The organism is Asanoa sp. NPDC049475 (assembly GCF_040676915.1).
Taxonomy (GTDB): Bacteria; Actinomycetota; Actinomycetes; order Mycobacteriales; family Micromonosporaceae; genus Asanoa.
Genome location: NZ_JBFAPY010000003.1, coordinates 779,602 through 800,572 on the forward strand (window position 1 = coordinate 779,602; position 20,971 = coordinate 800,572).

Consider the following 20,971-nt stretch of genomic DNA (forward strand, 5'->3'; position numbering starts at 1 on the left):
ATGACCTCCATGGGGGTAGGTGGAGGAACGTTGGTCGAACCTCACCACCCGATTCATGGTCATATCAATATGGGTCTTTGTGCGTGACCATGCCAGGTCGATCATCCCGCCGGCAATGAATTCCAGCGCATCGCGGTCTGGTGAAACTTCCTTTCAGCAGCGATAGTGACAGCCATGAACGCATCAGCGCGGGCGGCCGTCGCGGTTTTCGGCGCGGTTGCCTTGATTGCCGGGTTCGCGGCACCGGCCGGCGCCGCCACCTCAGTGCCCGTCCATGACGAGCAGATCACGTACCAGGGCTGGTCGACCTATCGCGACTGGCGTACCGGCACGCACCAGGGCACCCTGGCCTTGCCGGGCATTCCCGGCGTTCCGGGTCTGCAGGGTGGCGTGACCATCCTGCGTCCACAGGGGACGACCGATTACACCGACCCGCACACCGGCGTGACCCGCAGCTGGAACTACGCCACCTGGACCTCGCCGAAGCGCGACGTCGGGTTCGACGCGAGCGAGCTCATCGCCTCGTGGAACGCCGAGACGCCGCGCGGCACCTGGATCCAGGTGGAGATGCAGGGCACGTACAACACCGGAAACCAGACCCCGTGGTACGTGATGGGCCGCTGGGCCTCCGGCGACGAGGACATCCGGCGCACCTCGGTGAACCGGCAGGGCGACCCGTACTCGACGATCTGGACCGACACGTTCTCCATCGACGACGTCGCCAACGGCGTGATGCTGCGCTCGTACCAGATGCGGCTGACCCTCTACAAGGCGCCGGGCCAGCTCGCCGCGCCGCGGGTGTGGGCGCTGGGCGCGATGTCCTCCTACGTGCCTGACCGGTTCACCGTGCCGCCGAGCGCCGGGCACATCGCCTGGGGCAAGGAACTGGCCGTGCCAGCCTACTCGCAGAACATCCACGAGGGGCACTATCCGGAGTACGACGGCGGCGGCGAGGCCTGGTGCTCGCCGACCTCGACCGAGATGGTCGTGGAGTACTGGGGCCGCAAGCCATCGGCCGAGGACACCGCGTGGGTCGACCCGACCTACCCGGACCCGTCGGTCAACCACGCGGCGCGGATGACCTACGACTACGCGTACGACGGTGCCGGCAACTGGCCGTTCAACACGGCGTACGCGGCGTCCTTCCGGGGGCTGGAAGGCAAGGTCACCCGGCTGCACTCACTGGACGAGGCCGAACGCTTCATCGCCGCCGGCATCCCGATCGTCACCTCGCAGTCGTTCCTGGCCAGCGAGCTCGACGGCGCCAACTACGGGACGTCCGGGCACCTGTTCGTGATCGTCGGCTTCACCAAGGACGGCGACGTCATCGTCAACGACCCGGCGAGCTCGTCGAACGACGTGGTCCGCAACGTCTACAAGCGCAGCCAGTTCGAGCAGATCTGGCTCCGCACGAAGCGGATCAACGCGAGCGGCGGCACCTCGGGCGGCACCGGCGGCATCGCCTACCTGATCAAGCCGTGGTGGAAGTCCTGGCCGACAGTGGCCGGCTCGACCAACTGGTAGCTACGAAGCGGTGGCCGGCGGCTCGTCGTCGCCGGCCAGCGCCGACCGCAGCTTGGCCTTGTCGGCGCGGCGCTTGTCGACCCGGTCCGCGAGCTGCTGCGCCATCTGGTCGCGCCAGGTGCGCAGGAAGAACCACGAGATCGTCGCCGATAACGCCAGGGCCAGGATCAACTTGAGGAACAGGCCCATCGGGATCGGCAGCAGCGCGGCGAAGATGACCACGAAGAGCCCGAGCCGGGCCAGCGTGTACTTGACGGTGGGGCTCACGACATCACGTCCTGCGGCTGCGCGCGGCGCTCGGCCAGCGACGGGGGCGCGTCGTACTCGCGCACGACGCTGTAGCGGGTGTCCCGCTCGACCGGCCGGAAGCCGGCGTCCCAGATCATGTCGAGCAGGTCTTCGCGGTGCATGGTGTTGGGCGTGCCGTACGAGTCGGCGTCGTGCGTGATCTTGTATTCGACCACCGAGCCGTCCAGGTCGTCGACGCCGAAGTTGAGCGAGAGCTGGGCGACCGAGAGGCCGTGCATCACCCAGAAGCACTTCACGTGCGGCACGTTGTCGAACATCAGGCGGGACACGGCGAACGTCTTGAGCGACTCGGCCGGCGACGCCATCGTGGTGCGCGCCTGGAGCTTGTTGCGGACCTTGCCGTCCTTCGAGTCGACGAAGTCGTGCTGGTAGCGCAGCGGGATGAAGACCGCGAAACCGCCGGTCTCGTCCTGCAGCTCACGCAGCCGCATCACGTGGTCGACGCGGTGCCGGGGCTCCTCGATGTGCCCGTACAGCATCGTGGCCGGGGTCTTCATGCCCTTGCTGTGTGCCAGCTTGTGGATCCGCGACCAGTCTTCCCAGTGGCACTCGTGGTCGACGATGTGCTGGCGGACCTCCCAGTCGAAGATCTCCGCACCGCCGCCGGTCAGTGACTCCAGGCCGGCGTCCATCAGCTCGTCGAGGATCGCGTCCGCCGACAGCCCGCTGATCTTCTCGAACCACTGCACCTCGGTCGCGGTGAAGCACTTGAGGTTGACGTTCGGCAGCGCGGCCTTCAGCTCGCGCAGCACCTTCGGGTAGTAGCGCCACGGCAGGGTCGGGTGCAGGCCGTTGACGATGTGCAGTTCGGTGAGCTGCTCGCTCTCCATCTCCTTGGCCTTGCGAACGGCCTCGTCGATGCGCATCGTGTACGCGTCCTTCTCGCCCGGCTTGCGCTGGAACGAGCAGTATGCGCAGCTGGCCGAACAGACGTTGGTCAGGTTGAGGTGCCGGTTGATGTTGAACATCACCCGGTCGCCGTTGAGCTCCGTGCGTTTGTGGTGTGCCAGCCGGCCGAGCCAGGCCAGGTCGTCGCACTCGTAGAGGTCCACACCGTCCTGCCGGGAAAGTCGGATGCCGGCGTAGACCTTTTCCTCGAGCTCGTGCTTACGTGCCTCGTCCATGCAGGCGAGCGTACGTGCCGCCGTCCGATGATCACTGATTGGCCACCACCGTTCATCGGTTCTCAGCGTCTCGTTACCGCTGCTGCCATCGACAGTGACCACAGTTTTGCGGTAGTAACGAGTGTGACGGGATACACCAGAGGGCTCCTCGCGTCTCAACCGGGACGTAATGTGCCGTCCGGTGTTCGGTCGTCACAACGCGACAACCGGGGAGGATCATGACGCGCCGGCAGCCCAACCGCCACGACGGCCCGGACATGCGGGTCATCAGACCAGTGGCGTGGGCCGCGTTGCTGACGGCGACCGCTGCGGCGGCCGCCGGTTTCGGCACACCCGCGCTGGCCGTCCCGCGGGCGGCCGATCCGCCCCTGCCCAACACCGTGCCCGACGCCGGTTCGCGCCCGGAGCCGCTCGGCACCATCCAGCTGCCCGGCCAGCCGCCGGCCACGAGCGTTCCGCAGCTGCCGTCCGTGGTCGCCAGTGGCCCGTTGGCCGCCCGGATCAACGCGAGCGCGACCGAGGTCGCCACGCTCGGCGAGCAGGTGCTCGCGCTGCAGCAGGAGCGTGACCTGGCGGCGGCCGACGTGTCGCTGGCCGATGCCAACCTGCGCCAGATGCGCGACCAGCTGGCCGCGGCCCAGCGCAACGCCGACAGCGCCGCCGCCGACGCGCTCAAGGCCGCGGCCGCGCTGCCTCCGGGCAGGTACGACCGTGACCTGCAGGATCTCGGCATGCTCCAGCGCATGCTGACGGGTCAGACGACGGGGCCGCACCCGGAGATCGCCGGCGACGAGGTCGAACGAGCACGGCTCGCCGAGCAGAACGCGACCGCCTATTACGCCGCGATGCAGACGAAACACCAGAAGCTGCTCAGCGACGTCAGCGCGCTCGAGAAGACCCGCAAGTCCAAGGAAGACGCGCTGCGCGCGCTCCGGGCCGACAACATCGAAGCGGTCGAGGCTTACGAGCGCCAGCAGGAGCGCGCCGAGCAGCGGATCGGCGCGCAGTACATCTCGGGCGAGAGCGTCGCCGGGATGAAGGCCAACAACAAGGCGATGGTCGCGGTCCGCTACGCGCTGGCCCAGCTCGGCGACCCCTATGTCTGGGCGGCCGAAGGCCCTGACTCGTTCGACTGCTCCGGCCTGATGTGGGCGGCTTACCGGGCGGCCGGTTTCCGCGATCTGCCCCGCGTGGCGCGCGACCAATACTTCTACAGCCGCAATCGCAGCGTGTCGCGGTCGGCGCTGCTGCCCGGCGACCTGATCTTCTTCGCTTCCGGGTCCAGCTGGCAGAGCGTGCACCACGTCGGCATGTACATCGGCGGCGGCAAGATGGTGCACGCGCCCACCACCGGCGACGTCGTGAAGGTGTCGACGGTCTGGTGGTCCCGGTTCTACGGCGCCACCCGGATCTTCCCGGCGCAGCAGGCCACCCCGCCGCCGACCACCCCGCCGGCCAAGCCGCCGGTCACGAAGCCGCCGACCAAGCCGCCGACGAAGCCGCCGACGAACCCGGGCGGGACGAAGCCTCCGGTCACGGCGCCTCCGACCAAGCCGCCGACGGAGCCGCCACCGACGACCGAGCCCCCGGAGGAGCCGACCGATCCGCCGGCCGAGGAGACGACTCCGCCGGAAGAGACGACACCACCCGCGCAGGACGAGAAGGACCCGACCACGCCTCCGGCCACACAGGAGGACGCGCCACCGACCGACTCGGCCGCCACGCCGACCGGCACGTCAGGGAGCTGAGGGCGCTTCCCGACGTACGGGGGTGTGCGGTTGTGCCACGATGTGACATTGGCACGCCGCGCCGGGCGAACACGCGCGCGCCCGGCGGCGGGCAGGGAGGCAGCGATGGACGAGAAGCCGCAGCAGTCCAACGAAGCACAGAGCGACGAGTCTGTGCTGCCCAGCGATCTGCCGCCGTTGCCGGCGCCACCGCCGGTGGGCACAGCGCTGCCCGAGGCCGGTGGGGAAGAAGAGCTTCCGGAGGCGTACGAGCCGCCGGCGCCACCGGCCGACGAGGGTGCGCTCTGGCCCAACCCCGCGCCCGGTTGGACGCGACCGACGCCGGTCTCGGAGATCTCGCACATCCCGACCGCGCCGGCGGGTGGCACAGCGACCTCGGCCGTCGGGCGAGCATCGGTGCGCACCAGCACGGCGCCGGACGCCGAGCACGTCGCCGCGCCCTCGGTGCCCGGCACCTACCGGGCCGGCGAGAGCACGCCGCCGGCCGAAGCACCGGCCGAACCGCCCGCCGAGCCGCCGGCCGAGGCGCCGCTGCCCGCCCGGCCCACGCCGATCACACCGGTGGCGGCCAAGGGGCCGGTGCCGCCGCTGGACCGGCGGGTGCCCAAGGTCCCGGTCGCCGACGAGTCGCCGTGGTCGGGCTTCTCCGTGCCGTTCAACAAGGCCGAGCAGGAAGCGTCGCCCGGTTACGTCCGGCCTGAGCCGGCGGCCGGCCCGGCCGCCCCGCCGGCCGCACCCGGCTACTCGCTGCCCGGTGTCGAGCCGGTCTCCGCCGAGGGCGAGCCGGCCGCATCGGCCATCCCCGCTCAGCGGGCCGGCTGGTCGGCGAGCACGCCGGCCTCGGTCGCGCCGATCCCGGCTCCCGCCGAGCCCGAGCCGTCCGACCACGGCCGCGCGGCCCGGGTCAAGGCGCGGGTCATCGTGCCGGGCGCCCGCCGGCCCTCTGCCGCCGACCTTCCCTACGGCGTGCCGTCCGTCACCAGTGGCAGTGCCCGGGTTTACCGCGCCGGCGACGCGGACCTGGGAGGTGCTTCTCCGTCAGGGGCCGGCCCGGACGATCCCGACCCTGAGCCTGAACCCGAGCGCCCACGACCGGACGAGCCCGGACCTGACCAGCCCGAGCCCTCGCCTGCTGAGCCTGAGCCGGCGCCCGGCGAGCCTGAGCCTGAGCCGGGTCCTGATCGCCCGGCGCCCGGACGGCGGCCGACGCCGCCCCCGGAGCCGCAGCCGGAGCCGCCGCTGCGTCCGCAGCCGCCGTTCCCCGGCCCGGAGCCGGCCCCGTCGCCCTTCCCGCCGCCCGGCCCGACACCGACGCCACCCAGCCCGGGTCCGACGCCGCCCGGCCCACCGCCGGTGCCGCCGTCGCCGATCCCGCAGCCGCCGCCCTCGCCGGTCCCACCCGTGCCGGAGCCGCAGCCGCCCGTGCCGCCTGGCCCGCCGGTGCCGCCGCCCGGTCCGCCGCCGGGTCCGTCGCCCGCCCCGCCGTTCCCACCGCCGCCCGCGGTCGTCGGCGCCGGCCCGACGCCCGCTCCGGCGCTGCCGAGCTGGCCGGAGTCGATCAACCCGACCGCGCCGGGCGCCTCGCCGGCCGCGGCCGACTACCACCGGTGGGCACAGGGCCAGCGGCCCGGTCGGCTCTACGGCCAGTCGGACGAGCCGGCGCAGATGACGACGGCCTATCCCGCCGCGACGATGGACAACTCCGGCTCGCTGACCGGCCACATCCTGGCCCAGGGGCGGGCCGAGCCGACCCAGGCCAAGCGCAGCTACGCCAAGGTGGGCCTGTTCCTCGCGGTGGGCCTCGGCGTCCTGATCGGCATCGGTGTGCTCGTCGTCCTGTTCGTCAGCAACTCGATCACGGGGTTCCTCGGGTAACTCGCGCGCGTGATGCCGCACACGGGTAGCCGCCTCGATATGACGTCGGGCGGCCACACACCGTACACTCGTCAAGTTCATCGACCGGCGCGCTTCCGCGCCCCATGGGCGATCTTGCGAAGCGTGCACCCTGAACTTGATGTTGACGCGCGAGATGGCCCGCCCACGAGAGGCCCCACTTGACCGCGTTTGCTGACCCCAGCACGTTTCCGTCCATCTTTGACGCAACTGCCGCGACCGAAGGCACCGAAGAGGCCCAGGAGGGCTTCGAGGCGCTAGGCCTGCCCCACAAGCTGGTCCGGGCACTGGCCCGCGAAGGCATCGTCACCCCGTTCGAGATCCAGAAGGCCACCGTCCCCGACGCGCTGGCCGGCAAGGACGTGCTCGGCCGCGGCCAGACCGGCTCCGGCAAGACGCTCGCCTTCGGCCTGCCGGTGCTGGCCCGGGTCGCCCGCGGCGAGCGGGCGCGGCCCAAACACCCGCGCGCGCTGGTCCTCGTGCCGACGCGCGAGCTGGCCATGCAGGTCAACGACGCGCTGCTGCCGCTGGGCAAGGCGCTCGGCGTCTTCCTGAAGACCGCGGTCGGCGGCGTCCCGTACGACCGTCAGATCGACGCGCTCCAGCGCGGTGTCGAGATCATCGTCGCGACGCCGGGCCGGCTCGGCGACCTGATCCAGCGCGGCATCTGCTCGCTCGACGACATCGAGGTCACCGTCCTCGACGAGGCCGACCAGATGGCCGACATGGGCTTCCTGCCCGAGGTGACCGAGCTTCTGGCCAAGACGCCGGCCGGCACGCAGCGGCTGCTCTTCTCGGCGACCCTGGACAACGACGTGGACTCGCTGGTCAAGCGGTTCATGAACGACCCGGTCACGCACTCGACCGAGCCGGCCGTCGCCACGGTCACGACGATGGACCACCACCTCCTGCTGATCCCGCCGCACGACAAGTTCCAGGTCGCCGCGTCGATCGCCGCCCGCGAGGGCCGGACGATGATGTTCGCCCGCACCCAGATGGGCGTCGACCGGCTGGTCGAGCAGCTCGCGGCGGTCGGCGTCCGCGCCGGTGGCCTGCACGGCGGCAAGACCCAGCGCGCGCGCACGCGTACCCTCGCCGAGTTCAAGGAGGGTCGGACCACCGTGCTGGTGGCCACCGACGTCGCGGCGCGCGGCATCCACGTCAACGGGGTCACGCTGGTCGTCCACATCGACCCGCCGCGCGACGCCAAGGACTACCTGCACCGCGCCGGGCGCACCGCCCGGGCCGGCGAGTCCGGCTCGGTGGCCACCCTGGTGCTGCCCAAGCAGCGGCGCAGCACGCTGGCCATGCTGGGCAAGGCGGGCGTCGAGCCGGCCGAGACCCGCGTCCGCGCTGGTGACGCCGCGCTGACCGAGCTCACCGGCGCGCGGGAGCCCAGCGGCGTCCCGGTCAAGCCGGACCTGGAGCAGCCGCGCCGGCCGCAGCGCCCCAGCGGCGACCGGCACGGCAGCGACCACCGCCACGGTGGCGAGCACCGCCACGCCGGGTCCCGCGGGCCGCGCAGCGGTCCTCGCAGCGGCCCGCGCCGTACCCACTAGATCGGCGCACCTTCGGTAACGTGATCGCATGGCCACGTTGCCGAAGGTTCTCCTGTGGACTCGCACCGACCTGCCCGGCGCCGAGACCGTCGTCTTCGACGATCGGCGCGGGCTGGTCGCGCGGGGCACCCAGCAGGCGGTCGACCCCATCCCCTACCTGGCCCGCTACGAGCTTGCCGTCGACGAGAACTGGCAGACGGCCCGGCTGGACGTCAGCGTCGAGGGCGCCGGCTGGATGCGCACGGTCCGGTTGCAGCGGGCCACCGGTCGCTGGCGCGCCACGACCGGCGAGCAGGGTGACCTCGACGCGGCGCTGGTCGCCGCGGGTCAACGGCGGGTCGGCCTTCCTGGCATCGAGGACTCCTCCCGGCTCGAACGCGCCCTCGACGTCGACCTCGGCGGTTCACCGCTGACCAACACGCTGGTGATCCGCCGTCTCGGGCTGCTCAACGCCACGCCCGACCGGCCCAATACGATCATGGCGGCCTGGGTGCTGCTGCCCAGCCTGGAGATCATCGCGGCCGAGCACACGTACACGCCGCTGGGCGGCAAACGGATCCGCTACGAGAGCGACACTTTCCGTGCGGACCTGACCGTCGACGACTCCGGCTTCGTGATCGACTATCCGGGGCTGGCCAAGCGGGGTTAGCCCCGCCAGTCACCCGAGGCCAGGAAGCTTTCCAGCACGTGCAAGTGGGGTGCCAGGTCGAGGCCGGCCGCGGCCACCCATTCGTCCGCGTAGTAGGTGTCGGCGTAGCGTTCGCCGCCGTCGCAGAGCAGGGTCACCACCGAGCCGCGTACGCCGGCCCCGCGCATCTCCGCGATCAGGGCGAAAGCGCCCCACAGGTTCGTACCCGTGGAGCCTCCGACGCGGCGGCCGAGCACCGCGGAGGCCGCCCGCATCGCGGCCAGCGACGCCGCGTCCGGCACCTCGAACATCCGGTCGACGACCTGCGGCTGGAACGAGGCCTCGACCACCGGACGGCCGATCCCCTCGATCCGTGACCCGAGACCGGTGCTGACCGACCAGTCGCCGGTGGCGTACGCGGGATAGAAGGCCGAGTTCTCGGGGTCGACCACGCAGATCTTGGTGGGATACCGCTGATACCGGACGTACCGGCCGATCGTCGCGCTGGTGCCGCCGGTGCCCGCGCCCACCACCACCCAGGTCGGCAGCGGGTGCCGCTCACGCGACATCTGGTTGAAGATCGACTCGGCGATGTTGTTGTTGCCCCGCCAGTCGGTGGCCCGCTCGGCGTACGTGAACTGGTCCATGAAGTGGCCGCGGAGATCGGCGGCGAGCCGCCGGGCGGTGTCGACCGTGGTGGACGGGTCGTCGACCAGATGGCACTTGCCGCCCTGGAACTCGATCAACGCGATCTTCTCGGCGGAGGTCGACGCCGGCATCACCGCGATGAACGGCAGGTCGAGCATTCGGGCGAAGTACGCCTCGGAGACCGCTGTCGACCCGGACGACGCCTCGACGACCGTGGTGCGTGGGCCGATCCAGCCGTTGCAGAGCCCGTAGAGGAACAGCGAGCGGGCCAACCGGTGCTTGAGCGAGCCGGTCGGGTGCACCGACTCGTCCTTGAGGTAGAGGTCGACCCCCCACTCCCGGGGCAGCGGGAAAGGCAGCAGGTGGGTGTCGGCGGAACGGTTCGCGTCGGCTTCGACCGCGGCGACCGCTTCGGTCACCCACGCCCGATCAGCGTCGTCACATCGGTCGAGCTGTTCCATGGGTTGCAGGCTAATCCGACGGCGGCGACACCGGACGCGGGCGGTTCTCCCACTTGGCCGAGAGGGCGATCGCGGTGCGCGTCGATGCCACCCCCGGTGTCCGGTTCAGCCGCACGATCAGCCGCTCGAGCTCGGCGATCGTGCCCACCCGCACGGTCAGCAGGAACGACTCGACGCCGGCCATGAAGTAGCAGGTCTCGATCTCGGGCAGTTCGCGCAGGAGCTCCTGGAGGTCGTCGGCGTCGGTGGTCGACTCCTCGACGACGCCGATCAGCGCGGTCACGCCGAGCCCGATCGCCTCGGGGTCGACGTCGGCCCGGTAGCCACGGACCACACCGGACGATTCGAGCTTTCCGACCCGCTCGTGCACCGCCGGCGCGGACAGCCCGACCTGTCGAGCGAGCTCGGCGAAGGACAGCCGGGCGTTGGTACGCAACAACTCCACGAGTCGCAGGTCGATGGCATCCACGTCCTGTAGACCCTAACGGGGGCCGGGAGTGGACGATTCGCCGGTCCGCGTGAAACATGGTCAAAGGAGAGTACGGCTCGCAATTTTACCGGGGATCTTCCCACACAGTGCGTTTTCCCCGATTCCAGGACAGTGCACTCTCACGGTGCTCTAATGGCCGTACGTCCCTATGAAAGCCTCTCGCGCACTGCCGGGGCGCACATCTGAGACCAGTTCGAGAGGCTTTCGCTGACGCGAGGAGGGGACCGTGGACACTGGAGACCGTCTGCTGACGCCGGGCGAGGTGGCCGCACTCTTCCGGGTCGACCCAAAGACCGTGACGCGATGGGCTGCGGCGGGCCGAATTGGGAGCATCCGGACACCAGGTGGACACCGGCGCTTCCGGGAGTCCGAGGTACGTGCCCTGCTCGAGGGCGAAGGCGTGCTCGACGACCTCGACGACGGCGCGGGCCGTTCGCCGAACTCAGGGCCGTCGCAGAGCGGCAACCACGGGCCGACGAACGCCGGCCTGCACTGACCGTTCACGCGTCCGGCTGGGGCCCGCTGGGCGGGCCACCGGACGCACCGCCGATCGCTCCTGTCCAGCGCGGCGAAAGATCATGTGAGACGCCGATGGCGTCGAGGATCTTGCCGGCCACGAAGTCGACCAACTGGGCCGCGGTCGCCGTGGCACCCGCACCGTAGAAACCCGGACTCGCCGGCAGCACCACCGCGCCGGCGGCGTCGAGTTCCAGCAGGTGCAGCAGGTGACTGCGGGTCACCGGGGTCTCCCGGGGCACCAGCACCGTCGGGCGCCGCTCCTTGAGACTGACCTCCGCCGCCCGCTGCAGCAGGTCCTTCGACAGGCCCAGGGCGATGCCGGCGCAGGCCGCCGTGCTCGCCGGCACGACCACCATGCCGCGCGCCGGGTACGAACCGCTGCTCGGCCCCGCGGCGAGGTCGCCGGCCGGCCAGAACAGCAGGTCGGCGCCGGCCAGGTCGCGGCCGAGCCAGCGGGCCAGGTCGTCCTTCCAGTGCCCGTCGCGCAGCGGTGACCCGGTCTCGTCGAGGATCGTCAGCCGCGCCGCCCGCGAGACGACGAGATCGACCGGCTCGCCCGCGTCGAGCAACCCGCGCAGCACCGAAGCCGCATATGGCGTACCAGATGCTCCCGAGACCCCTACTACCCACGGCGTTCGCATACGGTCAAGCCTATGAGCCGGGCTTAGCCCCACCCGGCCCGCACTCGGGAGGCCGCTGCCCATGGTGACGCCCGGTCTGTTCTGCCCCATCCCGCCGCGGATCTCGCCGCACGCGGACGCCGCGCAGGACTGGTTGACCGGCTGGCTCGTGGAGCGGGGCGTCGAGGCCGAGACGGCCGAGCGACTGCACCACAGCGGCTTCGCCCGCTACGCCGGTCGTCTCTACCCGGACGCTTCCGAGCTCGATCTGCGCCTCATCACGGCGCTGTTCACCTGGTTCTTCCTGCTCGACGACACGGTCGACGGCAACGCCATACCGCCACTGCACCGGGTGCGGGCGACCGTCGACGGGGTCTTCGCCACGATCGACACCGACGGCCGGCATCCCGCGCCGGGCCTGAGCGCCCCGATGCGGGCGATGCTGCTCGACTCGTGGCGGGCGATCACCGGCGGCCTGTCGGAGACGTCGGTCGACCGGATCAACGACGCGCTGCGCCACCACCTGGACGGCATCCTGGTCGAGGCCAGCAACAAGTGGGTCGGCCGCCGCCCGGGCATCGTGGAATACATCCAGCTCCGCCGCGCCACCTCGGCGGCGTACGTGTCGTACGCCTTGATCGAGTTCGCCGGCTCGGGCCGCGTGCGGATCCCGGAGGCGGTCTACCACCATCCGGTGCTGCGCGAGATCAGCGCGGCGGGCAACGACCTGCTCTCGTGGTTCAACGACCTGTTGTCGCTGGAGCGCGACGAGGACACGTCGGCCGGCCACAACCTGGTGCTGGCCACGGCGCGGGAGCGGGGCCTGGCCCGGGAGGCGGCCATCCGCGAGGTGATCGACCGTTGGCAGGAGCGGATGACCCGGTTCGTGGAGCTACGAGCGGCGGTGCCGGCCTTCGGCGCCCGCATCGACGCCGCGGTCCGCCGCTACGTCGAGGGCGTAGCCGACTCGGTCCGCGGCACGATCGACTGGTCACTGGAGTCACCCCGCTACCCGATGCCCGCCGTGGTCGAGGAGTGGGTCGACCGCCAGGCCTAGTGGCTCAATCATTGAGACACAATGGGGGTTCGATGTCTGGATGACAGCGACATCGGGACATCTCCCCATGCTGTACACGCCTCCGCCACTCACGTCGGAGGATCTATCGGTGCTTGCCGAGATCCGCAACATGCGCCGCGATCTGGCGATCGCTCTGCGCGTACCGAAACGGTGGAACGGCGGTCTTCGCCGCACAATGCTCGCGCGTGCCATCCGAGGGTCGAACAGCATCGAGGGTTACCACGTCGAGGAGGATGACGCCGCCGCTGCCCTCGACGATGAAGAGCCGTTGTCGGCAGACCAGCGCACGTGGGCCGAGATTCGCGGCTACCGACAAGCACTCGGTTACGTGCTTCAGATGGCCAACGACTCGCACTTCTCCTTCAACAGCACCGCCTTGCGGCGCATGCACTTCATGATGCTTCAGCACGAGCTTGGGAAAAGCCCCGGCCAGTACCGAACCCGGACCATCTACGTTCAGGACGAGCGCACGGGCCGCAACGTGTACGAGGGGCCGGACGCCGCCGAGGTGCCTTTGTTGGTCGAGGCTTTAGCCGACAGCCTCCATGCGGGAGTGGGAAACGATCCGATCGTCCAGGCCGCGATGGCGCACCTGAACCTCGTGATGATCCACCCGTTTCGCGACGGGAACGGCCGCATGTCCAGGGCGCTGCAGACGCTCGTGCTGTCCCGTCAGGCGATCGCGGAGCCAGCGTTCTCCAGCATCGAAGAATGGCTCGGACACAACACCGACGATTACTACCGCGTTCTCGCCATCACAGGTCAGGGCGTTTGGAAACCCCGCCCGGACGCGCACCTGTGGATTGACTTCAATCTACGCGCGCACCATATGCAGGCACAGACGACGCAACGCCGGCTGGACGAAGCGATCGCGATCTGGGCGGAGCTGGACCGACTCGTGGGCGACAACGCGCTGCCCGAGCGCGTAACAGCCCAGCTGTACGACGCGGTGTTGGGTTACCGGCTTCGGCGTTCCGGTTATGCCAAGGCCACCGAAACCGAGGACTGCACGGCGAGCAGGGATCTGGGACGCCTCGTGGACCTCGGAATCCTGGTGCCACGCGGCGAGACGCGAGGGCGTCACTACGTCGCGGGCGATGTCTTGAACGAGCTGCGGACGCGATGCCAGGAACGCCGCCGACCCCTCCAAGATCCGTTCCCCTGGATGCGGGACCGACTGGCGCGCGAAGACGTCGGCTAGGCGCGCAGGCCCTGGAGGGCGACCAGGTCCAGGAGGGCGAAGGCGAACAGGACGATGCCGATCACGCCGTTTGCGGTGAAGAAGGCTCTGTTGACTCGCGACAGGTCGCTGGGCTTCACGATCGAGTGCTCGTAGACCAGGACCAGCGCCGTGATCGCTACGCCGGTCAGCCAGAGCCAGCCCAGGTCGGCGAGGACGCCGAACCAGATGTAGAAGGCGACCGTGACCACGTGGGTCACCGCCGAGATGATCAGGGCGCCGCGTACGCCGTGCTTCACCGGGACCGAGCCGATGCCGATGCGGCGGTCCGCCTCCAGGTCCTGCACGGCGTAGATGCAGTCGAAGCCGCCGATCCACGTGCCGACCGCCACGCCGAGCACGAAGGCCGGCCACGACCACTCGCCGGTCACGCCGATCCAAGCCCCGACCGGGGCCACCGCCTGCGCTGCCGCCAGGAAGAACTGCGGATAGTTGGTGAAGCGCTTCGCGTACGAGTAGATGACCAGCAGGAACAACGCGAGCGGCGACAGGATCAGGCAGAGCGGGTTCAGTGCCGCCGCCGCGCCCTCGAAGACGGCCAGGGAGAGCAACAGGCCGATCCAGGCGGTACGCAGCGACACCTCGCCGGTGATCAGCTCGCGCTTGGCCGTGCGGGGGTTCTGCGCGTCGATCCGCCGGTCGATGATCCGGTTCGCGGCCATCGCGACCGTGCGGGCGCCGACCATCGCGATCGTGATCAGCGCCAGGGTGTCCCACTGCACGCTTCCGCCGTCGAGCCGCATGGCGGCCAGGGCGGCGACGTAGGCGAACGGCAGGGCGAAGATCGAGTGTTCGATCATCACCAGCCGCATGAAGGCCCTGACCCGGTTCGGGGCCGGTGCCGCCACGGCGACCATCAGATGCCGTACTCCTTCCACCTCTTGTCGACCAACGCCGTGATCTCCGGCGACATGGTCATCTCGTCCGGCCAACCGCGGGTGTAGCCCTCGGTCGGCAGCTTGCGGGTCGCGTCGACACCCGCCTTGCCACCCCAGAACTGCTGGTACGACGCGTGGTCGAGGTGGTCGACCGGGCCTTGGGTGAGCACCAGGTCGTGCGCGTAGTCGACGTTGCCGAACGCGCGGAACGCCACCTCGGCGTAGTCGTGCACGTCGCAGTCGTCGTCGACGACCACGATCAGCTTGGCCAGCGAGAGCAGGTGCGCGCCCCAGACCGCGCTCATCACCTTCTGCGCGTGCTTCGGGTAGCGCTTGTTGATCGAGACGATCACGCAGTTGTGGAACACCCCGGCGGACGGCAGGTCGTAGTCGACGATGTCCGGAATCAGCAGCTTGAGCAGCGGCAGGAAGATCCGCTCGGTGGCCTTGCCAAGCCCGTGGTCCTCCTGCGGCGGCTTCGAAGTGATGATCGATTGGTAGACCGGGTCGCGCTGGGTGGTGATGCACTCGACGTGCAGCACCGGGAACGGCTCGACCGGGGTGTAGAAGCCGGTGTGGTCACCGAACGGACCCTCCGGCAGCCGCTCGCCGGGCTCGATGTAGCCCTCGATCACGATCTGCGCCTGCGCCGGCACCTGGAGCGGCACGGTCAGGCAGTCGACCATCTCGACCCGCTCGCCGCGCAGGAAGCCCGCGAACAGGTACTCGTCGATGTCGCCGGGCAGCGGGGCGCTGGCGGAGTAGCTGACCACCGGGTCCGCACCGATCGCGATGGCCACCGGCAGCCGCTCGCCGCGCCGCTCGGCCACCGCGTGGTGCGCGGTCGAGTCCTTGTGGATCTGCCAGTGCATGCCGAGCGTGTTGTGCGAGTGCTGCTGGAGGCGGTAGAGGCCGAGGTTGCGCTTGCCTGTTTCCGGGTGCTTGGTGTGGGTCAGCCCGAAGTTGTGGAAGATGCCACCGTCGCCCGGCCAGACCTGGAGCCCCGGCAGCCGGTTGAGGTCGACGTCCTTGCCCCGGTAGACCACCTGCTGGCACGGAGCGGTCTTGACCTTCTTCGGGGGCACGGACTTGAGCTGGAGGACCTTGCCGAGCCCGTCGCGAATCCCCGACCAGCCCACCGGGAGCTCGGGCTTGACCAGCGCACCGATCCGGTCGCCGACCTCGTCGAGCGACTCGACGCCGAGCGCCATCGCGGTGCGCCGCTCGGTGCCGAACAGGTTGATCGCGACCGGCATTTCGCCGCGGGTCGGCCGTTCGAACAACAGCGCCGGCCCGCCGGCCCGGACGGTGCGGGTCACCACCTCGCTGATCTCCAGCGTCGGGTCGACCGGCACTCCGACGCGCCGCAGCTCACCGGCGCTCTCGAGGGCAGCGATGAAGTCCTTGAGGTCGGGGTACGGAAAGGCGCGGGCCATAGGTAGCAGTCTCGCCTATGACCCGCGCCGCACCGTCTCGGCCCCCGGGAGTCAGAAGATCAGGTCGGCGGCGGACGCCGGCAGGCCCTCGGCCGGCCCGACACGGATCTCCTGCGCGAAGACGTCGTCGGGGGGCGTGAACCGCTTGAGGACCGCGCCGTCCAGCGTGACGAGCTGGAGCTGCTCGTGACCGGCGAAGGTCCGCACGAGGAGGTGGTCCTCGCCGACCCAGTCGACGATCTGGCCTGTGTCGGCCATCGCGAAGCGCGAGCGGACGGCGCCGGACTGCGGGTCGACGACCGCGACCGTCAGTGGCCCGACGCCACCGACGGGTCCGCTGAGCGCCAACTGGCCGGCGGCCGAGAAGTTCGGTGCGGCCGTGAACGAGGCGTCCGGCACCGGGACCGAGTGTCGCTGCCGGCCGGCGAAATCGTAGTAGCCGACCTTGCTCGCCTGCTCCAGCGAGCCTTCGCCCTGCGAGGTGACCAGGGTGATCGCGAAGCCGTTGCTGTCCGGCGTCCAGCGCATGCGCACATCGCCCGAACGGAAGTCCGGCAGCGGAACCTCCTCGCTGCGCAACGTCTCGACGTCGGCCACGACCGCGGTGATCATGCCGTCCTTGGAGGGGTTCCGGAACGCTACCCGCCGGCCGTCCGGCGACCAGACGCCTTCACCGGCGTTGCCCGGAATGTCCGGGAACCAGCGCACCTCGCCCGTCGCCCTCGTCATGACGCCGTACCTGTTCGGATGGGCGCCGCTGTTGTCGCCGACCGCGACCAGCACCTGTTCGCCGTCGGGCGACGGCGTGACGGATCGGTACGCGAGCCGCTTGTACGTGCCCGTCTCGCGATCGAGCAGGAGCGAGTAGTTGAAGGCCGGGCTGCCGTCCTCGATGGCCAGGTCGCGGACGCCACTGTAGGCCATGACCACCCCACCGACCGGACCGCCGAGCGCCGGGCTGCCCTGGCCGTCGCCGTCGCCCTCGCCGACACCGCTGACCGCGAAACCGCCGGCCAACGCGGCGCAGAGGGCCAGGGTGACCGCACCACCGGCGCGGTGCCGGCGGCTGCGGCGGGCGCAGGACAGCGCAGTGCGAGCGAGGCCCTCCGGTGGCGGTCCGTCGTCGGCGATCTCCTCGAACGTCTCTCGCAGCGCGCCCGTGACGCGGTCGTTCATCGTGCCACCTCCTGGGTGGTGGTGTCGCCAATGGTCAGTTCGGGGGCGAGCTCGCGCAGCCGGGCCAGTGCGCGAGCCGCCTGGCTGCGGACGGTCGACTCGGCGCAGCCGAGAATCTCCGCGATCTCGCTGTCGGGCCGATCCTCGAAGTAGCGCAGCACCAGGACCGCCCGGTGTTTGGGCGCCAGTCGATCGAGCGCCTGGCGCAACGCCAGGTGCAGGTCGACGGTCTCGGTCGGGTCGCCCACCACGGCCCGCTCCGGCACGGCGCCGGTGGCCACCTCGGCGCGCCGGCGCAGGCTGCGCCACCAGCTGGTCTGCTGGCGATAGAGCGCGGTGCGCAGGTACGCCTCGGGCGCGCCGGACCGGATCCGCGGCCAGTGCCGGGCGCCCTTGATGAGCACCGTCTGGAGCAGGTCTTCGGCCTGCTGGCGGTGGCCGGTCAGCGCCAGCGCGGTGCGGAACAGCGCGTGCGACCTGGCTCCGACGAACTCGCTGAACTCCGCTTCGAGATCAGCGTCCATGCTTGTCCTTCATACCCCTGACAACGCCGCCGTCGCGGCCGCTGCTGCTTGGGTCAGGCGGTCGCCTGTGCGCGAATGGTGTCGGCGACGTCGTCGGCCCGGGTGTGTTTGCCGGACCAACTGGCCACGTTGGACTTCTGCACGGCCCAGGCGGTCACCGCGCGGCCGTCGCGGGTCTCGATGCGCAGGCCGCCGTAGCCGGTCTTGGCGTCGGTGATCTCGGCCAGCGGCACGCGCCTGGTGCGCAGCGGGTTGCGCACCAGGACCTCGGTGCCGGTCAGCGTCACGGCGGGGCGCAGCGCGAACAGCAGCGGCACGAGGACGGCGGCGAGCCCGAAGCCGAACCCGTACACGATGCCGAGGTCGTAGCCGCCGCGCGAGCCGGCCAGCACCGCACGGACCATGACCCACAGCCCGAAGGCCATGAACACGATCCCGCTCACCCGCCCGACCGGCGATACCCGCCACGTCTGTCGCATCGGGACAGGATACTGACGTGCGTCAGGCCATCGATCCGAAGTAGAGGCCGAACTGGTCGACGAACACCTCGACCGTGGCCGAGCTGCTGTTGAAGACCATGAAGGAGTCCTCGGCGACGCCGACGGTGGCCTGCGTAGACACCGTCTGCCCCTTGGTGAAGTTGAGGACGGACACCACCGGCTTGGGCTGGCCGTACGGGTAGATCGACAGGTAGCCCGCCGCCCCGGCCGTGTCGACGGTCAGGTTCGCGACGACGGCTTTGCGTGGCTCGCAGGCAGAGGATCCGCACCAGGTCTTGTTCACGAAGATCCGCACCGACTGACCCGGCCCGATGAGCCCACCCGCGTTCTGGCCAGGTTCGAAGAGATGACTCCGGTACGTGGGCAGCAACGTGCTGCCGGCCCCGGGAGCGAACCAACCCGCCAGGTCGGCGATCACGTGCACGGTGCCCGAGCCGCCGTGCGCGAACGCGATCTTCCCCTCGACCACCGGGGCGATCGCCATGTTGTTCACCGTCTGGCCCGCGACGAAGTTGAGATTGGAGGCCGTCGGCACCGCGGAACCGTTCGGGAACAGGGTGATGTGCCCGCTCTGGGTCGACTGGGTGACGGTCAGGTTGAGCACCACCGCGGTGGTGCCGGCCGGCACGCGCGAAGAAACGTCGACGACGACCCGTCCCTGCGGGCCCACCGGGCTCGTACCCGGCACGCCGATCGCGGATCGGGTGTCGAGCACGCGCGCCGGCGTCGCGGCGGTCAGGCCGTTCGGGGTGTTGGCGTAGTAGCCGACCAGGTCAGCGAGCACGTGCGAGGTGCCGGGGCTGTCGTTGTAGATCGAGACCTTGCCGTTGCGGACCGGGACCGTCACCAGGTTGGCGATCGTCTGGTTGGCCACGAAGTGCAGGTTGGCACCGACCGGCTCGAACAGGTCCGACCGCATGACCCGAAGCGAGCCGGAGCTCTGCGGCTGGGTCACAGTGACGTTGAGAACGACCGCGCTGGCCGTCGCAGCCGCGCCGGGGATGGCGAAGTCGACCTGCTGGCCGCCTGACAGCGGCGTGGTGCCGGGCCGGCCGATCGCCGACCGGGTGTCGAGCACCCGCTGCGGCGTGACAGCGGCATAGCCGCCGCCGAGCATCACGCAGGGCGCGTCGGAATAGGCCAGGCTGGTGCTGCGAAACCCGTCGAGGCTGAGCATGGTCGTCGCGCAGGCCGCGCCCGCGTTGCCGAAGGTCAGTCGCGCAGTCCCGGTCCGGTTGATCACCGACGCCGGGCCGTCGCCACGGAAGCTGAACGTTCCGATCGGACCATCGGTCGGCCAGGGGTAGGTCCGGCTGCTCGTGACGACCGCATCGAGGGCGCCACCGCCGGGCGCGTGGACGATCGTGGTGGTGACGGTGGGGGTCGGAACGATCTCGATCGCGCCACGGTCGACGTAACCGCCGCCGCTGTTGCCCGCGTCGGGGTTGTCGGCGTGTGCGTTGCCTCGCAGGTCGATCGCCGGGAGCCTCGGGGCGGTGGCCTTCGCGGAGTCGATGGCCGGCGAGCCTGGGCGCAGGCCGAAGGAGGTGTCGGCGACGGCGCCCAGCTTCGGGTCCGCCCTGAGGTCGTGCGCCGCCTGCCCGGTGGCGGCGTGGAGGGCACTCGGGTCGGGGAACGTCATGCCGGCCCAGGAGTAGAGCGCCCCGCCGTGTCCGGGATCGATGACGTTGTAGTCGATCTGTCCGTCGGAGGTCGCCGCGCCGGTGACCGCCACCGGCAGCACGCTCGCGGGATCGGGCGCGGGCGAGCCGGCGCACCGGCCCGGAGTGCTGACCGTCGTGGTGCGCACGATCGAGTTGACCAGAGCGAACCCCGCCGAGTCGCCACTGACGTCAACGCCGGTGAGGCAGTCCGTCACGATCGTGTTGTTGATGATCGTGGTCCGCGGCGCGCCGGCGACGGCGACGGCCGGGTAGGGCGGGACCCCGGTGTACCGGATCCCACGGATGCTGTTGGCGGCCAACAGAGTGTCGGTGGCGCCCCCGCCGACCGCGAAGGCCGGTCCGCGGGTGACGTTCGCCAGCGTGGCGCTGACAGTGACCCGACGCGAGTCGCCCTTGATCTCGACACCCGGCCCCGACACGGCGCTGATCCGGCCGTTGGTGAACGTGACGTCACTGGAATTCTCGACCACGACGCCGGGTCCACCGGTGTTGGTGATGAAACCGTCGACCACGACATCGTGCACACCCGAAAAGCGGAACGCCGGCTCACCGATGATCGTGACGGCGGTGCCCAGACTGCTTGGCCTCGCGGCCAACGTGATCGGCTTGCCGGCCTCCCCTGAGCGCGGGACCTCGGTGCCGAAATACGTGCCTTCGCGCACGGCGATGGTCTGCCCGGGCACGGCGAACGCGATCGCCTGCCCGATCGTGCAGTAGGGCTTGGTCTCGCTGCCGTCCTGGACACCGCCACAGGACTGCGCCACGTGGATGGTGGACGGCGGGTCAGCCGCCGCGGCGGCTCCACCGGCCACAGACAGTCCTGCGGTCAGCAACACACCGACGCCAAGCAGCGCAATGCCGCGAACAACCCGCATCTCGTTCTCCCCGTTGCCCAAGATGATCAACGGGATCGTAACAAGTCGATACGGCC

19 protein-coding genes are annotated in these 20,971 nt (G+C 70.3%); 8 read left to right on the top strand and 11 right to left on the bottom strand.

Translation table 11 applies throughout. From position 1 onward, the window contains the following. Nucleotides 1-174: 174 nt before the first annotated feature. On the top strand, nt 175-1,524 hold the full coding sequence (locus tag AB0J88_RS14815; RefSeq protein ID WP_364344720.1) for a C39 family peptidase: 1,350 nt from the start codon (nt 175-177) through the stop codon (nt 1,522-1,524). Here AB0J88_RS14815 and AB0J88_RS14820 read toward each other — a convergent pair whose 3' ends face one another. Further along, nucleotides 1,525-1,791 carry a DUF4229 domain-containing protein gene (locus AB0J88_RS14820; protein ID WP_364344717.1) on the bottom strand — a complete coding sequence of 89 codons (267 nt, stop codon included), beginning with the start codon at nt 1,789-1,791 and terminating at the stop codon, nt 1,525-1,527. It lies immediately after the preceding gene. Continuing rightward, nucleotides 1,788-2,957, bottom strand: a complete 1,170-nt coding sequence (mqnE, locus tag AB0J88_RS14825) for an aminofutalosine synthase MqnE (protein WP_364344714.1) — start codon at nt 2,955-2,957, stop codon at nt 1,788-1,790. Before mqnE ends, AB0J88_RS14820 begins: the two co-directional genes overlap by 4 nt. Nucleotides 2,958-3,175: 218 nt before the next feature. Between mqnE and AB0J88_RS14830 the strand changes: the two genes are divergently transcribed. The 4 genes from AB0J88_RS14830 to AB0J88_RS14845 all read left to right on the top strand — a co-directional run bounded on the left by AB0J88_RS14830 (nt 3,176) and on the right by AB0J88_RS14845 (nt 8,806). Next, the gene (locus AB0J88_RS14830) at nt 3,176-4,705 is read left to right on the top strand and encodes an NlpC/P60 family protein (RefSeq protein ID WP_364344711.1); all 1,530 of its coding nucleotides are present in this window, start codon (nt 3,176-3,178) and stop codon (nt 4,703-4,705) included. 105 nt (nt 4,706-4,810) lie between these two features. Then, entirely contained in the window at nt 4,811-6,580 is a 1,770-nt protein-coding gene (locus AB0J88_RS14835; RefSeq protein WP_364344708.1) for a hypothetical protein, read from the top strand. A 215-nt stretch (nt 6,581-6,795) separates the two neighbouring features. Then, on the top strand, nt 6,796-8,157 hold the full coding sequence (locus AB0J88_RS14840) for a DEAD/DEAH box helicase (protein ID WP_364346068.1): 1,362 nt from the start codon (nt 6,796-6,798) through the stop codon (nt 8,155-8,157). Between the two features lie 28 nt (nt 8,158-8,185). Continuing rightward, nucleotides 8,186-8,806, top strand: coding sequence for a putative glycolipid-binding domain-containing protein (locus AB0J88_RS14845; RefSeq protein ID WP_364344705.1), 621 nt, complete (start codon nt 8,186-8,188; stop codon nt 8,804-8,806). On the opposite strand, the gene AB0J88_RS14850 is transcribed toward AB0J88_RS14845, so the two are convergent. Together AB0J88_RS14850 and AB0J88_RS14855 are read right to left on the bottom strand one after the other, a co-directional pair. Then, nucleotides 8,803-9,894: a PLP-dependent cysteine synthase family protein gene (locus AB0J88_RS14850; protein WP_364344703.1), complete on the bottom strand. Its 1,092-nt coding sequence runs from the start codon at nt 9,892-9,894 to the stop codon at nt 8,803-8,805. The genes AB0J88_RS14845 and AB0J88_RS14850 overlap by 4 nt on opposite strands. Nucleotides 9,895-9,904: 10 nt before the next feature. Continuing rightward, on the bottom strand, nt 9,905-10,363 hold the full coding sequence (locus AB0J88_RS14855; RefSeq protein ID WP_364344700.1) for an Lrp/AsnC family transcriptional regulator: 459 nt from the start codon (nt 10,361-10,363) through the stop codon (nt 9,905-9,907). 247 nt (nt 10,364-10,610) lie between these two features. On the opposite strand from AB0J88_RS14855, the gene AB0J88_RS14860 reads away from it, so the two are divergent. Next, a complete protein-coding gene (locus AB0J88_RS14860; protein WP_364344697.1) occupies nt 10,611-10,880 on the top strand; it encodes a BldC family transcriptional regulator in 270 nt (89 codons plus the stop codon). A 4-nt stretch (nt 10,881-10,884) separates the two neighbouring features. Here the strand turns inward: AB0J88_RS14860 and AB0J88_RS14865 are convergent, their stop codons facing one another. After that, nucleotides 10,885-11,544, bottom strand: coding sequence for a UbiX family flavin prenyltransferase (locus tag AB0J88_RS14865; RefSeq protein WP_364344694.1), 660 nt, complete (start codon nt 11,542-11,544; stop codon nt 10,885-10,887). Nucleotides 11,545-11,605: 61 nt separating this feature from the next. Here AB0J88_RS14865 and AB0J88_RS14870 point away from each other — a divergent pair, with 61 nt between their 5' ends. Together AB0J88_RS14870 and AB0J88_RS14875 are read left to right on the top strand one after the other, a co-directional pair. Further along, entirely contained in the window at nt 11,606-12,580 is a 975-nt protein-coding gene (locus tag AB0J88_RS14870; protein ID WP_364344691.1) for a terpene synthase, read from the top strand. Nucleotides 12,581-12,689: 109 nt separating this feature from the next. Further along, entirely contained in the window at nt 12,690-13,802 is a 1,113-nt protein-coding gene (locus AB0J88_RS14875) for a Fic family protein (RefSeq protein ID WP_364344688.1), read from the top strand. Here the strand turns inward: AB0J88_RS14875 and mqnP are convergent. Genes mqnP through AB0J88_RS14905 form a run of 6 tightly spaced genes read right to left on the bottom strand, consistent with a single transcriptional unit; the run spans nt 13,799 to nt 20,915 of the window. Further along, nucleotides 13,799-14,698 carry a menaquinone biosynthesis prenyltransferase MqnP gene (gene mqnP / locus AB0J88_RS14880; RefSeq protein ID WP_364344685.1) on the bottom strand — a complete coding sequence of 300 codons (900 nt, stop codon included), beginning with the start codon at nt 14,696-14,698 and terminating at the stop codon, nt 13,799-13,801. The genes AB0J88_RS14875 and mqnP overlap by 4 nt on opposite strands. Then, nucleotides 14,698-16,155 (bottom strand): menaquinone biosynthesis decarboxylase, encoded by a 1,458-nt coding sequence (locus tag AB0J88_RS14885; protein ID WP_364344682.1) that lies wholly within the window; start codon nt 16,153-16,155, stop codon nt 14,698-14,700. Before AB0J88_RS14885 ends, mqnP begins: the two co-directional genes overlap by 1 nt. 51 nt (nt 16,156-16,206) lie before the next feature. Continuing rightward, a complete protein-coding gene (locus AB0J88_RS14890) occupies nt 16,207-17,331 on the bottom strand; it encodes a hypothetical protein (RefSeq protein WP_364344679.1) in 1,125 nt (374 codons plus the stop codon). Then, nucleotides 17,328-17,855, bottom strand: coding sequence for a SigE family RNA polymerase sigma factor (locus AB0J88_RS14895; RefSeq protein WP_364344676.1), 528 nt, complete (start codon nt 17,853-17,855; stop codon nt 17,328-17,330). Before AB0J88_RS14895 ends, AB0J88_RS14890 begins: the two co-directional genes overlap by 4 nt. A gap of 53 nt (nt 17,856-17,908) precedes the next feature. Next, entirely contained in the window at nt 17,909-18,334 is a 426-nt protein-coding gene (locus tag AB0J88_RS14900) for a PH domain-containing protein (protein ID WP_364344673.1), read from the bottom strand. Nucleotides 18,335-18,356: 22 nt separating this feature from the next. Further along, nucleotides 18,357-20,915 carry a right-handed parallel beta-helix repeat-containing protein gene (locus tag AB0J88_RS14905; protein ID WP_364344670.1) on the bottom strand — a complete coding sequence of 853 codons (2,559 nt, stop codon included), beginning with the start codon at nt 20,913-20,915 and terminating at the stop codon, nt 18,357-18,359. Nucleotides 20,916-20,971 lie beyond the last annotated feature (56 nt).